General features: G+C 53.5%; 9 protein-coding genes. 1 reads left to right on the forward strand and 8 read right to left on the reverse strand.

The window, feature by feature from the left end:
• Positions 1 to 56 precede the first annotated feature (56 nt).
• The 5 genes from grpE to CULFRC11_RS09845 all read right to left on the reverse strand — a co-directional run bounded on the left by grpE (position 57) and on the right by CULFRC11_RS09845 (position 10,059).
• A complete protein-coding gene (gene grpE, locus CULFRC11_RS09825; protein ID WP_023636411.1) occupies positions 57 to 701 on the reverse strand; it encodes a nucleotide exchange factor GrpE in 645 nt (214 codons plus the stop codon).
• Positions 698 to 2,530 (reverse strand): molecular chaperone DnaK, encoded by a 1,833-nt coding sequence (gene dnaK / locus CULFRC11_RS09830; RefSeq protein WP_023636412.1) that lies wholly within the window; start codon positions 2,528 to 2,530, stop codon positions 698 to 700. Before dnaK ends, grpE begins: the two co-directional genes overlap by 4 nt.
• A gap of 308 nt (positions 2,531 to 2,838) precedes the next feature.
• Positions 2,839 to 8,400, reverse strand: coding sequence for a DUF5979 domain-containing protein (locus tag CULFRC11_RS09835; protein WP_038620833.1), 5,562 nt, complete (start codon positions 8,398 to 8,400; stop codon positions 2,839 to 2,841).
• Positions 8,401 to 8,402: 2 nt separating this feature from the next.
• Positions 8,403 to 9,179, reverse strand: coding sequence for an isopeptide-forming domain-containing protein (locus CULFRC11_RS09840; RefSeq protein WP_023636413.1), 777 nt, complete (start codon positions 9,177 to 9,179; stop codon positions 8,403 to 8,405).
• Complete coding sequence (locus CULFRC11_RS09845; RefSeq protein WP_051373212.1) at positions 9,163 to 10,059, reverse strand: class C sortase; 897 nt, start codon at positions 10,057 to 10,059, stop codon at positions 9,163 to 9,165. The genes CULFRC11_RS09840 and CULFRC11_RS09845 overlap by 17 nt, the downstream gene beginning before the upstream one ends.
• Positions 10,060 to 10,391: 332 nt before the next feature.
• Between CULFRC11_RS09845 and CULFRC11_RS09850 the strand changes: the two genes are divergently transcribed.
• Entirely contained in the window at positions 10,392 to 11,753 is a 1,362-nt protein-coding gene (locus CULFRC11_RS09850; protein ID WP_023636415.1) for an AI-2E family transporter, read from the forward strand.
• Positions 11,754 to 11,796: 43 nt separating this feature from the next.
• Here CULFRC11_RS09850 and CULFRC11_RS09855 read toward each other — a convergent pair whose 3' ends face one another.
• The 3 genes from CULFRC11_RS09855 to CULFRC11_RS09865 are packed head-to-tail and all read right to left on the reverse strand — an operon-like array spanning position 11,797 to position 15,074.
• The gene (locus tag CULFRC11_RS09855; RefSeq protein WP_023636416.1) at positions 11,797 to 12,462 is read right to left on the reverse strand and encodes an ABC transporter ATP-binding protein; all 666 of its coding nucleotides are present in this window, start codon (positions 12,460 to 12,462) and stop codon (positions 11,797 to 11,799) included.
• Positions 12,455 to 14,131: an ATP-binding cassette domain-containing protein gene (locus CULFRC11_RS09860; protein WP_023636417.1), complete on the reverse strand. Its 1,677-nt coding sequence runs from the start codon at positions 14,129 to 14,131 to the stop codon at positions 12,455 to 12,457. Before CULFRC11_RS09860 ends, CULFRC11_RS09855 begins: the two co-directional genes overlap by 8 nt.
• Entirely contained in the window at positions 14,124 to 15,074 is a 951-nt protein-coding gene (locus CULFRC11_RS09865; protein WP_046096664.1) for an ABC transporter permease, read from the reverse strand. The genes CULFRC11_RS09860 and CULFRC11_RS09865 overlap by 8 nt, the downstream gene beginning before the upstream one ends.
• Between the last annotated feature and the right edge of the window lie 4 nt (positions 15,075 to 15,078).

A 15,078-nucleotide genomic window follows, 5' to 3' on the forward strand; every position in this document is an offset into this window, starting at 1 on the left:
CTCGTGTAGAAAAGCCCCGCGCCCTTGTATGCACTTTCATCATTCTGCGGGTGTGATTACTCAGCAGACTCCGCAGGATCAGCAATGATCACCATCGCGGTGCGCAGCAGTCGGTCGCCCATCTGATAGCCCCGGCGCAGAACCGTCCCTAGGACTTTCTCATCGCCAGATGAGAGGTCCTGAACAGCCTCGTGGCGCTCAGCGTCAAAGGCATCGCCTTCCTCACCAAACGAGGTGACCTTCAGGCCTTCAACCACACCGACGAACTTGTCGCGGAAAGCCTTCAGTGGGCCCTCTGCAAGGTCACCGTGCTTCTCAGCAAGGTCAAGATCGTCAAGTATCGGAAGAAGCTGCGTCATAACCTGCGCTTTAGCAGCCTCTATCCCAACCTGGCGCTCACGCTCGGTACGGCGACGATAGTTCGCGTACTCTGCGCTCACGCGCTGTAGATCCTCAGTCCTTTCCGCAAGCTGATCTTCCAGCGTAGGCTCAGCAGCTTGCGCTGCTACCTCAGCGTCGATGTCAGCAAGGGCATCTTCGAGGTCAGCTTCCAACGTGGGGTCGATGTCTGACTCAAGGCTCCCCTGATCTGCGCGCTCTGCTTCCTCTGCAGCAGCCTCTGCACGCTCCGCAGAGGTTGCCTCTGGATCGGTGTGCTCGGGATCGCCCGGGTTATCAGGCATACCGTGGGATTGGGTCACTTCTTCTCTTCCTCCTCGTCAACAACTTCAGCGTCGACGACATTCGGATCAGCCTGGGAAGCAGCGTCAGCAGCACCTGCATTGGCAGCTTCTGCCTCGTAGATTGCCTTGCCCATCTCCTGAGACTCGGTGGACAGCTTCTCCACGGCGGTCTTGATGGCCTCGATGTCGTCACCCTTAAGTGCCTCATCGACAGCATCGGCAGCTGCGATAACCTTGGTCTTCAGCTCCTCGGAGACCTTCTCGCCGTTCTCTTCCAAGAACTTGCGGGTCTGGTATGCCATGGTCTCAGCGGAGTTGCGAGTCTCTTGCTCCTCGCGACGCTTCTTGTCCTCTTCTGCGTGCTGCTCTGCATCCTTGACCATGCGATCGATCTCTTCCTGAGACAGACCGGAACCATCCTGAATCTTGATGGTGTTTTCCTTGCCGGTTCCCTTGTCCTTAGCAGACACGGAAACGATGCCGTTGGCGTCGATGTCAAAGGTGACCTCGATCTGCGGAATGCCACGCGGTGCTGGAGCAATGCCACCGAGTTCGAAGGAGCCAAGCAGCTTGTTATGAGCAGCGATTTCTCGCTCGCCCTGGAACACCTGAATCTGGACAGAAGGCTGGTTGTCTTCAGCCGTGGTAAAGGTCTCAGAACGCTTGGTTGGGATGGTGGTGTTGCGCTCGATCAGCTTGGTCATCACGCCGCCCTTGGTTTCAATGCCCAAGGAGAGCGGGGTGACGTCGAGAAGCAAAACGTCTTTGACCTCGCCGCGCAAAACGCCAGCCTGGAGTGCAGCACCTACGGCTACGACCTCGTCTGGGTTAACACCCTTGTTAGGCTCGCGGCCACCGGTAAGTTCCTTCACCAGCTCAGAAACGGCAGGCATACGCGTGGAACCACCGACCAGCACAACGTGGTCAATCTCGGAAACAGAAACACCTGCGTCCTTGATCACCTGGTTGAACGGTGCCTTAGTACGATCAAGCAGATCCTGGGTGATGCGCTGGAACTCAGTGCGAGAAAGGGTCTCATCCAGGAACAGTGGGTTCTTATCTGCATCGACGGTGATGTACGGAAGGTTGATGGTCGCAGACTGGGAGGAAGACAGTTCGATCTTTGCCTTCTCAGCGGCCTCGCGAAGACGCTGCATAGCCATCTTGTCCTTGGACAGATCCACGCCGTTGCTGCTCTTGAACTTGTCTACGAGCCATTCGACCACGCGGTTGTCCCAGTCGTCGCCGCCCAACTCGTTGTCACCAGCGGTTGCGCGAACTTCAACAACTCCATCGCCGATCTCCAGAAGGGAGACGTCGAAGGTTCCGCCGCCGAGGTCGAAGACGAGGATGGTCTGCTCTTTCTCGCCCTTTTCCAGGCCATAAGCCAAAGCGGCAGCAGTAGGCTCGTTGACAATACGCAGAACGTTCAGGCCTGCGATCTGGCCGGCCTCTTTGGTGGCCTGACGCTGAGCATCGGAGAAGTATGCTGGGACCGTAATAACGGCATCAGTGACCTCATCACCTAGGTAAGACTCTGCGTCCCTCTTGAGCTTCATCAACGTACGAGCAGAAATCTCCTGCGGGGTGTACTGCTTGTCGTCGATACCTACGGTCCAATCGGTACCGATGTGGCGCTTAACAGAACGGATAGTGCGATCAACGTTGGTCACAGCCTGGTTCTTGGCGGACTGACCGACCAACACCTCACCGTTTTTAGCAAATGCAACCACCGAAGGGGTGGTGCGGGAGCCTTCAGAGTTAGCAATAACCTGAGCCTCGCCGCCTTCCAGTACGGAAACCACCGAGTTGGTGGTACCGAGGTCAATTCCTACTGCGCGTCCCATGTGATGTCCTCCTGAGTGTTTGGTTTTATCTTTAAACGTTTTTACTTAAAGTTGACTGACCCTGACTCAATTTTACCGGACCGTCCAACTACAAGTAATGAACTTACCAGATACCTTGAGTGCCCGTCACTCAACCTGACACTATGCATAACGACACTACCCACAAAGTTGTTCCCACAAGACTCAACTTTTTTAAAAATTCCCCGTTTCCGCAGTTCACCCATACCCCACAAGACACGCAAAGCCCGCGGCGAGCGCCTTATCCTACAAAGCACTCACCGCGGGCCGCGCTCAATGCGCTAGCTCAACTATTCGTTGCGACGTCGCCAAGCATAAATACCGCCGGCGAGAAGCAGAAGAACAACTGGAATGATCGTAAAGAGCTTGCGTCCGCCACGACCAGTCAACGGCAGCTCTCCAGTCTTCACGTTGGCTACTTGAATAACCCACGCGCTCGTTGGATCGTTTTCGTTCTTACGGCTCACGCTGATTAGCCCTGAATCGGTGGCTTGCGGATCAAGGGTAAACCGCAGATCGCCTTCCTGATCTCCCGTGGGCACCACATTGAATCGCCAAGCCTGAGGGAGCAACTGGGCGCCTTCGCCAGGAGTGGTCTCTACAAGGTAATAGCTACCAGGAGCAAGCGATAGAGGCCGCTGATCCTCAGGAACAATATCCGTAAAGAGAGGCTCACCTGCGGGGCGATCACCTTCCGCACGGAAAATCGAGAACTTCGATCCCTTCAGTGGAGCGCCCTTGGCATCCACTTTCTCAATCAAAATCGACCCTTCAGTGCGATACAGGCTGTTGATATAAATGATGTCTCCACCCTGCTCGGCGTTGAGCTCAACCTCTTCATCGGGACGAATAGGCGTGCGCTTTGCCTTAGCGATCTGCTCCTCAAGGGACTGGTTGGCCTGCTCAGTAGGGGTAGCTTCAAACAACTGAGTTGTGCTTTGCTCCAGGCGCAGCCCCTTGCTAGCTAGCAAAGCCCGTTGCTCCTCAGTCAACTGCTCCGAAATCCAACAACGCGTTCCTGTAGGAGCACCTGGTGCAACCCAGCTCTGGTTATGCCGAATATCAAAGGTTCCCTTGACCGTCTGGGATCCAGTAGGTGACGTTGCCCCTGCCCGGAAGGCTTCCGGAACAGGCTGCGTGGGAAGCAATGGCAGCTCGCAACGATAGCTAAACCGGAATTGGGGATTTTCTCCCAAGGCGTCTTTAGGACCTTCGAGGTACTTCTGGACGGTAAAGACCATGGTGTCCATCCAATAACTATTTTCAAACACCACGTCTGTGACATTGCCTACCTGGAGGTCCACTGGCTTGATAGTGATCGACTCTGGTTTATCCAGGAAGATCTGGTCCTTACGGGATGCATAAACACGGTGCGTTGATTTCACCTTGTCGGCAAACTCGGCAGGAACCTTGTCAGAGGTATCCTCAGTAAGCTCGCACTCCACGGAGACCGGAAGTTGCTTGCCGTCTTTACCCAGAATTTCTATCAGCTTTCCGTCAGCGGGAACCCTGAGAGAACCTTCATGCACTTGGTCTGTCAGTGGGTCTTCGCACCGCCAGGACACACCAAAGGTCTCTTTGTTTGTGAGGTACTCGTTAACATTTCCCTGCTGGTTGCCCACATACTTCGTGGCCACGCGCAGCTGTGCACGCTTACGTGCATAGTCGTTTATCACCGTCACGTTCTGAGTGGAATCAGGCACCCCAGCGATCTTGAAAGCTGCCGTGGCTCCCGCCGTATCCGTGAGAGGCGTTTCTAGCGTTGCGCCTTCAAAGGACACCTTCACATCTGCGTCATAGCGGTTGATCTGATCCTCTTTAATCATGCATGACCATCCCACCGGGATCTCCACGGCTTCTTGATCCGGTGCATTTGCGGTAGCAAACAGCCCGTTTCCGGCTCCCCGGATAGTGCGCTGTGCGGTAATTGTGCGCTCGCTACCTGGATCTTTACACACTAGGCTAAACACAAAGTCCTCATCAGAGGCCAGGCTTGGCCCGTCTCCCGTGAGTTGTTTAGTCACCTGCACTTTGAGCTTGTCTGCGGTATAGGAGTTCCACAGAACAAGGGTGCCTTGGAAGTTAGGTTCTGCAGCGTTAGCATCCTCAGCTTCGCGGATCTTTATCACCGCAGAGTTCTCACCCTGAGCATTCTCGCAGTTTTCCGCCAAGGTGCACGAGGTCTCGGTCCCGTTGCCGTCTTGGTCTGCGGTCACCGCCCAGGTCAGCGCGAGCTTGTGGTTAGCCAACTGCGGGGTGTCAAGGTTCTCCGATACGCGGCACTCCGTGCCAATAGGAAGGTTGTCTATCTTATGCTCGCCTCCCAATTCAAAGCGGGCGATATTCATAGTCCCTTCGCGTATCACCTGTCCGTTATAGGTACAGGTATAGGAGAAATCGAATCTCCGGTCTTTGCTAATCGCATTAATGCCGTCTCCGCCTACCTTTTTGCGTAGGTTGAAGCTACCGGTCTTGACCTTGTAGTTATTGGTCACGGTGCTAGTGGTCGCACCTGCGACGTTATCCACAACAAAGGCATCGGTCTTCTCGGCATCCATGTGCCCGTCGCCGTCAAGGCTGAGCGTAGGCCCTTCCAACCCATCGACTTCCACCGTGTTCTCAGTAAAGGAGCATGAGGCGTTAACAGGAACTTCTACCTCAATGGATTCTCCCCTGCCGATCTGCGCAGTGCTTTGGAGCAGTTCCTTGCCGCCGCGACTACAGGTGTATGTGAATTGGAACTTAGTATCTGCGAACAGCCCCTGGATGATGTTGTCTGGGACTTGCTGTCCGTTACCCTGATACGTCGCATTGACCTTCTTGTTCAGGGTCAGCTTTGCCAGGGCAGGCTTGTACTCATTGCGAACATCGATGGTGGCGGCTTGCCCGGCTTCCGGCATGGTAAATGTCATCACTTTTCCGGTCACGCTCTTATCGACGCCCTCCATGGACGTTGTCTCACTAACCTCTTGCGAGTGCTGCGTAGCATTCTCCGTCAACGTGCACTCAGCGCCTACCTTGATACCGCTGATCACTTCTTCCGCCTCGGCGCCGAGGGAGAAGTTCTTGTTCGTTCCATCGGTACAGGTCAACCCAAAGCTAAAGGTCTTAGGAACGTAGTCGTCTAAGTCATCCACGTCTTCCTTCAACACAGCAACCTTCTTGGAAATGGTGAGGTCACCGTTCGGAGTAGAAAATACATTCTTGACGTCTACCGACGTTCCCGCCTTCGATTCCACCGTGGCCACGTTGGTGCTGAAACTCTTATCCAGCTCCACTCCATCTGGCACGTCATAGTCCTCCGTGAGGGAACATTGCGTTCCCACGGGGAAGGTGCCCAAGGTCTTCGTTTCCCCATCGGTCAGAGTGACCTCAACGGAACGCGGAGACTCCTCGGCCGGAACAACACACTGCGCTTTCACCGTGAAGGAAGCACCCTGGAGCTCTGCACGCTTTGCTTCGTCCAGCACCTCGCTCACATCGACGGATTTTTTCACCGTGATGGGACCTTGGTCCCTCACAAACTCATTAGTCATCAGCGCTTTACGCGGCGTTTCATTAGCTGGGCCAACCGTCACTTGTACATCGGCAGCCTTGTTCACCGTGGCATTTTCTACCGCAACGTCGCGCTCGCTCACGGTACAGGTGGAGGCCACCGGCACGCCGTCGATACGCAAAGCCTGTCCGCCCGCGACTTTGATGCCCTCTTTTTTGAAGACCTCTATGCCTTCCCGGCGGCAGACCGCATCGAAGATGAACTCTCGTTCACGCCCCAGGTCAGCGTCTTTTCCGCTTACTTTCTTCTCAATGATGATGGATCCGCGCTTTGGCTCGTAGTCATTGACTGCCTTGGTCTGCGGCTCCGTAGCCTTATCGGGATTGAGCCAGAAGTAGTTGCCCTGGCAATTCTTCAGATCAGAAGAGCCTTCTCCAGCATTCACGCACACGTTTGATTGCCACGACGGCGTGAGATCGTATCCCTCGATAGCAATCGGGTTCGCAGGGGTTCCTTCCTCGATGAAGGCGCACTCGGTACCCACGGGCAGGGGGCCAATAGTAGCCTCGCCGTCGAGCGGGATATTAACCTCACCGTTTGCCACGTATAAAGGCTGCGCATTACCACCGTTTTCCGGCCGCTGCGTGCGATCCGGGACATAGCGACACGTGTACTTCACCGGGTAGCTCTTGGGCAACAACGAGGCCGGGATCTTCTCACGATTCACAACCTGCTTGGAAAGCTTGAACGTCCGCATAACCGGTTCATAGGTGTTGGTAGCTACTGCTGAGACCCTGCCGTTATCGTCATAGGCTTTCTTCCCCACAACAAATTCAATCTTGCGGTCATTTGTGTTTGCCGATTCCACGTTATCGGTCGCCCACGTCGTCTTGAGCGTGTAGAGCTTCTCATCGACCTGCGGCTGAGACTCTTCCACCACGCACTTTGTGCCGAGCGGCAGGTCACCGATCTGCCGGCGGTCACCGGAAAGAAGACCTTTTTCTTCTTTCTTTGCGACTTCCTTGCCCTGATACGTACAGGTGTAGTTGAAATCGAATTTCCGTCCACTGACGGTGGGCGACAACACCGAATGAGGAGTGACTACGTCCTTGCCTATCTCCACCGGAACCTTGGGCACGTTGGAGAAGGTACAGGAGGTAATTTTCGCCGGATCGAGGGTTATCTGTACCCCTTTTTCTGTCTTTTTACTCTCAATGGGTTTAGGCTCCCCACCTGCCTGGAACGCCTGGCAAGTAACTGCTCCTTTGCCTTCCTCTACGAGTTGGAATGCGTCCTGTTGTTTTTCAGTGATGGTTACCTGCGGTGTCCCCTGACTAAAATCTCCTACTGCGATAGCAGCGACGCCACGGTCATTAGTTATCAGCTCTTTCTGGGGAACGCCGGTTCCATTCAAATCAAAGTGCCATCCGGCGCCCGCCTCTATAACAGCGCTATCCCCGTCCACAATTTCTTTGTTCACTAGTAAACAACCAGTGACAAAGTTCTTTTGTAGATCAGTCACTAACTTCTCGTAATCAGGAGAAATGATCGTCTTTGCAGGTGTAGTCGCAATCTTTCGCAGCATTTCTTCTGCGGTTAAACGCTCCGCCACCTGCCAGTAACCGTAATAGTAATCGTAATAAGAACTCGGCTCATAGATATTCTGCGGGTTCTTGTCCTGAATGACTTTTCCAACGCCGATGGGAATAAGTTCGGTGTTAAACTTGGCAAAACGGTCTTTCTGGGCAACGGCAGCAGAAACCTCGGTTACCTCAGTAGTATTTCCAAGGTAATTTCTTCCATTGTTATTCCATGTAGGCTGACCATCTGTAATGAAGTAGACTGTGTGGTATTTCGTGCCAGCTTCAATATCATCCGCAACTTGTTTTAGTCCAGCTTCCCAGTTAGTGCCACCATGCGCTTCACCTGGAAGATACAACGTGTTAATGCGATCTTCTAGTTGCTTAACCTGTGCTGGATCGCGAAGCGATATGGCTTTGAGATTTTCGTTGCCCTCACCATACGCAGGAGCTGCACTCGCAAAGGTATAGAGGCTAAACGTGTAAGGCGCGCCCTCCAGAGACTTCACCATTTCCCGCAGCGTCTTCTTCTGGTTTTCCAGGTCTGCTTGGCTCAGAGAGTTGGAAAGGTCTACAACAAAGGCGACAGAGGCGCCGCATTTATTAAGGTCAAGGTCAGGATTCTGAGGTTGTGCTGGCGCTGTCTGGGCTTGCGCCGGGGGCGTCGTCTCAGTGAAGGGAAATGCCAGTGCAGCAACCATGATGGCCAACACAGCTGCAACGGCCACCATGTGGCGCGTCGCTCGCTGGAGCTGTTTTTTTACAGTAACGATCATGATTACTCGTCATCTCCTCGGTTGTTTTTCTTATTCCACATCACTGCGCCAAATCCCAGGGCCGCTAAGAGAACACCCAAGAGCACAACGCCTATGACTGATGCGCCTGTTCGCGCTAACGGTGAGTTCGTTGGATTTTTCTTGTCCGGTTTATCCGGCTGTGGGTTGGGCACCGATGGAGCACTAGTAGCCGGTTGCGGAGGCTGTGGTGTCTTTGGTGGAAGAGGAGGAAGCGTTGAATCCCACCATGGCTTCGTAGGGTCGTTATCCTCTTTGTGCTTAGGTTTGGGATGAACCACGAGATCGTAATTCCACTCACCTGTCTGAGCAGAAGACGGCAACGGAACAATAAAAGGCTCAAAACCATGGTCAGAGCCCGCGACGGGTTGGACTTTATACAATCCGATGGGGAGGTTATCAAAGCGTACGCGCCCCGCATTGTCTGTCTTCGCCTGCCAGGACTGAGCTTCTGGCTGCCGAAGGGCCTCGGAAACAGACAGTTTGGATGCAGCCAGCCAGCCTTCTTGGGTGGTCAGATCGATGTTGCTGATGCGAGCAATACGCACGGGGATCCCGGATAGTGTTCCGCTGGCAGTTGGAGAATTTTTAAATTCGATGGTCAGGCTTGCGGTACGAGTTGAATCGATGGTCGATGCTTGAACAGAATCCACAGATACTGCGGGACGGGCGAAAGCTACCGGTGAAGGGAACAAGATCGTCATCCCCATCACGGCAGCCGCAGCTAGTCGTATAAGCACTAGTTTATTTTGTTTCAGCATTAGCTAAGCTCTCTCGTATCTCATTATTTTTAGCCCGTCTGCGCAGGTAAATCGCTAAAACCACAGCCAGGATCACAAGCGAGGCCAGGATTCTCCATAGCATCCAGCTTTCCCATCCCCCGGTAGACTGCGGCAGATTTTCCTCCCCCGTCTCCACACGTTCCGCATGCACAAGTAACCGATGCGTATTAATCGCGTAAGGGGTGCATGTGATCAAGGTGAGCAAGTCTTTTCCGCTTTGCGCCCTTAAACTCTCAATTTCATCGGGGAGCACAACCTCAGTGTTGGTCACTTTGTAGGTGAGGACTTTGCCCACGGTGTCTACATAGATCATGTCTCCAACCTGCATTTTTTCCAGGTTGTCAAACATCGTGGCCTCTGCCAGCCCTGAGTGTCCGGTAATAACCGCATGGGTGCCGTCCCCTCCCACCGGCAACGATGATCCGTAGATATGCCCCAAGCCCTTATCTAAAACATCATCGTCGGTCCCATGAAACACCGGAAGCGTCGTATTGATTGAGGGAATAGAGACTACCGACATAACCGCGTCGTCCGTGCCCGGCGCGTTAAGCTGGGCTAAATACTCACGATATAACCCGCTATCTTTAGAAACCCGCGACAGCCACGGATCTAATATTGGGATATGCGCTAGTCGGTCGTTATAGCTTTGAGCTTGGGAAATCCATCGCTCTCTATCTGCGTCAGACATACCTTTTTGCGACTCGATATATTTTTGAGCCTCCCGAGCGTGGGATGCATTGTAGATATAGGCTGCAGCTACTGGATAAAGAAGCGTGATCACTCCTGCGATCACCAGGACCAGAGAAATCATGACAGATGTGCTTGACGTTCTGCTTAGGTTTTCCTTCATAGAAGGCACCTTCTCTCCTGCTTGCTTTGATCGTCACGCTCACAGCCCCACAAGCGGCGGCAATGCAAACAAACATGTCCTTCATGAGGGGGTCAGGAACTGTCGTACACGTCACAAGTTCCGAGACTCGTAACAATGGCATGCTACTCTTTTTAATTAAATTTATTTATAATAAAAGCTTTTAATGAGTTAAATGCTTATCGACGTCGTGGCTAGACAGGTAATATTCATAACCTTTTGCTCCAACCACATCCCCCTATAAAGAGGAAAACTTTACTTGGGGGATGTATTTTTGTTCCAACGATTCTTAAATCTCCACAGCTGTGGCATCCTTATTTCTGATGGATACGCATAAGAACCCCAGCTCCCCGACTGCTAATACGGCACAAGATCGTGACATCTCCGATCTTTTAAACTCTGCTGTCGAGGAATCAGAACCACTCACCATCCCAGCTAGCGAGACTCCTCGTAAAGACCGCGCGATCATTCTTGGCGCCGACGCACGGTGGGCTTCCGGCTGGGCGCTCCGTTTTATTATCGTGGTCATAGCCAGCGTTATGGCATGGCGCGGCCTAGCCACCGTATGGCAAGGTGTGCTGCCCGTCATCCTTGCGTTATTGCTGTGCACGGTTCTGTGGCCGCCGGTGAGGTGGCTGCGAGCTCGGAAGGTACCGCCAGCGGCCGCAGTCATCATCGTGGCTATCGGATTCTTTGGCGCCATCGGAGGCATCTTTGCGGCAATGGCCCCGAGCGTGAGTTCTCAGTCGAAAGATCTCGTCGATCGCGCTACCGAAGGCATTAATCGAGTGCTGCAATGGGCTGAACAGGGTCCACTCAACTTGGATACATCGAAGGTTGATGGCTATATCCAAAGCCTGACACAGACCCTCCAAGAGCACTCGCGCAACATCGCCAACGGTGTGTTCTCCGGGCTTACCACAGCATCATCGATCCTTATCACAATTATTCTGATGCTTATCCTGTCCTTCTTCTTCCTCAAGGACGGCACCCGCTTCCTACCTATGGTGCGTAGGCTCACCGGCCCTAACGTAGGATGGCACCTTACCGAGGTACTCACTCGTATTTGGAATGCTCTCGCCGGTTTTATCAGGGCGCAAGCTATCGTTTCCTTGGTCGATGCAGTCCTCATCGGAATCGGTTTGCTCATCCTCAAAGTTCCGCTTGCACTAGTCCTGGCAGTCCTGACCTTCTTTGGTGGTTTTATCCCTATCGTGGGAGCTTTCACCGCAGGAGCACTTGCTGTGGTCATTGCTCTGGTGAGTAACGGTGTTTCTAACGCTATCTTTGCGCTCATCCTCATCATCGCTGTGCAGCAGATCGAAGGCCACATTCTGCAACCCGTATTGCAGTCCAGGGCTATGAATCTGCATGCGGCAGTGGTCTTGCTTTCTGTGACCATTGGTTCCGCGCTGTTTAGCGTTGTCGGAGCTTTCTTGGCCGTCCCAGTAGCAGCTACCTTGGCTGTTCTTATCCGCTATCACTCTGAGCTAGTGGCCCTGCGCGCGGGAGAAATAACTCTCGACGAAATCGAGCTGGCCACGGCTGAAGAAGCAACTCCTCCCATTAATGGCGAGCAGGCTTGGGGAAATCTCAAGGAACAACTCACCAAACTAAGTTTGAGAAAAACGTCAAATGTGGTCATTAAGAAGGAAGAAGCTCCTTCAAACCCCACAGACGACTAATAAAAATGAGGCCCTGGAAAACCCAGGGCCTCATTTTTATTAGTTACGATTGTTTCAATTGATCCATCTCAAGCACGGTATCCGCACACGCTGCGAGTAAGCGATGATCGTGGGATATAAGCAGCACTCCCACTCCGTTATCAGCTTGTCGACGCAACAAGGACACCACGGCAGCCGTAGCTAGTGGGTCCAGCATTGACGTCGGTTCATCGCAAATAAGGAATCGCGGCGCCTGCGCCAATGCACGAGCAATGCAGGCACGCTGCAACTGGCCATCACTGACTTGATGAGGCAACCTGTCCAGCAGGGTGGCGTCGACAAGCGCTTCATCAGCGCATTCGTTCACTCGTACTGCAATGGCGTCTTCATCGAGTTTGCCAGCGATACGCAGTGGCTCTGCAATGATGTCTTTAATCTTCCACCGCGGAGAACACGCGTCTCGAGGTGACTGATTGATGGTGGCAATATCCGGATTACGGTGGCCTCGCCGCGTAGAAACTTCTTGAGAATCCATGAGCACCTTCCCCAGGGTCGGGCTCATCTTTCCGGCTAGTAGCCGAGCCAGTGTTGTCTTGCCTGATCCAGAAAGCCCCACCAAACCGATCATCTGACCTGGGACAATCTCAATACTTACGTTCTCTAGAACGGGTGAGTTCTTAGTAAATTCAACAGTTACCGCGGATGCGCGAAGGTTCTGTGTGTTATCCACGTTCAAGTCCTTCCGTAACTTTTAATCCGCCACTAGGCAGTGCTGCCAACAACGCACGTGTGTACGCATGATCTGGTGTGTTCAGAACCTTACGAGCAGGGCCGGTTTCCATGATCTCGCCATTCCTCATCACGGAGACGGTATCGCAGATCTCGGATTCCCGTAGGTCTTCTATGTCGTGGCTGATCACCAAGATTCCCACGCCTTGAGAGTCCGCAATTTCTTTGAACAGAGCCAAAATATCGGAGGTAAGCTGCGGATCCAATGCGCTGGTCGGCTCATCGGCGATGAGGTAGGTAGGGTTGCCAGCCAAAGCGGCTGCAATGGCTGCTCGCTGCGCCATACCGCCAGAAAGCTGATGCGGGAAGAATTCCGCGGTCTCCTCTGGAAGATGAACAGTACGCAATAGCTCCGGAACAGTATTTTTGCCCTGGTGTCGATCAATAATCTCTTGCAGCTGAGTACCCAGTCGGCGCACTGGTGTGAAAGACTGCGCTGCGGATTGCGGAACAAAGCCAACTACTGTTCCTCGGATCTTAGAAAAGTCTTTCTCTCCCCATGCCAGCGGTTTCCCTGCGACACTCACGCGCCCTATCAACTTGGAATACTGCGGCGCAATTCCCACAATTGATTTGCCCAAGGTGGTCTTGCCAGAGCCTGAGGCACCAATCAAACCATGGATAGAACCGGGTTCCACATGAAGCGACGCATCTTTGAGAATACGCTGTTGCGAAGCGTCTTTTCCGTGTACCACAACGCTCACATTGTGAACTTCCATGCCCGTGCTCGGAGCCACCACGTCGGTCTCTATCTGTTCCTCGGCTTCAGTGACATCAAGGTCAGTGACAACCTCAGGAACCTTTCGTGCCAGCGACACAGCAGAAAGCGTCGTGGCCAGCAATACGGCTGCAGGGAACACTAATGCCCACCAAGCGCCCCGCATGATGTCCTCACGCGCTAGGTCCATAAGAGTGCCTAACGACGGCTCATCCGCCTGGATGCCCAATCCCAAGAATGACAAAGCAGACTCGTGCCACACAGCGTGGGGCATCAGCATGATCATGGCAACCACGGCCTGACCAGCAGCTGCAGGAGCTAGATGCTTAATAAGCACCCACTTGAAGGGACCGCCAGCGGCATAAGACGCATCCACATAATCCGAAGTTCGTACTGCAAGCACAGAAGAACGAACAATGCGGGCAACCGGAGACCAGTGCGTTAGCGCAATAGAAAGCACAATTGCGACAAGTGAACCACGGAACAATGCAACAATGACCACTGAAAGAATCAAGTGCGGAATAGAGTTCACCGCATCATTGAGTCGCATGATTATCCGGTCTGTGCGTCCGCCCACTGCAGCAGCAACCAATCCGACTATTACGCCGAGCGCTGTAGCTACTAGCGCTGACAGCGAGCCAATGACAAGCGATACCCGCAAACTCTCCGCTGTGCGGACAAAGAGGTCAAAACCAAAGTGATCGGTGCCAAAAAAGTTAGTGGAACTTGGAGGCTTCAGCGCTTTAGAAAAACTCGGGTTCCCAGCATCAAAAAAGACGGGGATCAGCAAGCCGTACAAAACCACACCGATAAAGACGGAAATGCTGATTCGATGGTACTTAGCCCATTTTTGTACGTGCATTGCCACGGGAGATTTAGCTTGTTTAGACATCGCTCACCCTCGGGTCGATAATCATGTAAGAAACGTCACTGGCCAGCGAACCTAGCATTACGACGACCGTGGTGGCAGCCGTGGTGAAGGCCAACAGCGGGAAATCAACTGCAATCGCAGACTCCACGGTCGCCTGAGCCAATCCCGGCCAAGAGAACACGGTCTCCACGATCACGGCCCCCACAACCAGCTCACCCAAGCGCGCGCCAATCAATGTAATCAAGGGCATCAGCGACAACGGAAGCACGTGGCGCACAAGAATAGTTTTCTCACTTAGTCCCCGTAGTCGTGCATTGGCGACCGCCGGGGATTGCGATGCCTCAAGCGTGGACTGCTGCATGGTCAGCAACGGCCAGGACAGTTGCGAAACCGCTAACACTATAGCGGGCGCAATCAAGTACGGCCCCACTGTCAACAGCGACGGAACATCGCCAACGCGTGACGCTCCACCCACAGGAATGACGTGCAAAAACACTCCAAAAAAGAGAACAGCACCGAGCGCATAAATATATGACGGAGTAGCCGCCACGAAAACTCCGATCGCGTTAACAGAGCGGTCTACCAGGCCCCCAGGACGACGAGCAGCCCAGACACCCAGAATTGCAGCGATCACGAGCATGAGGAGCAGGCCAACTGAAGACAACACAATCGTCCACGGAAGCCGCTCCCAGATCACATCTGCGACCGACTTATTGTAAACACGCGACCATCCAAGGTCGCCCCGTAGAACATCAGCCCACCATTGCAGCCATTGCTGCCACCAAGGCCTATCTACTCCCAATGACGCTGCGATTCGCGCGCGCTCGTCATCGGTGTAATCGCCATATTCAGCGCCCAAATAATGAGCGAGCGGATCAAACGGCGACAATGCCGCCAAAGCAAACATAATGAACGTAACTACGACCGTAGTACATGCGATAACAAGCAGGCGCAGCCCCACCATCACA

The organism is Corynebacterium ulcerans (genome assembly GCF_000767685.1).
Lineage (GTDB): Bacteria > Actinomycetota > Actinomycetes > Mycobacteriales > Mycobacteriaceae > Corynebacterium > Corynebacterium ulcerans.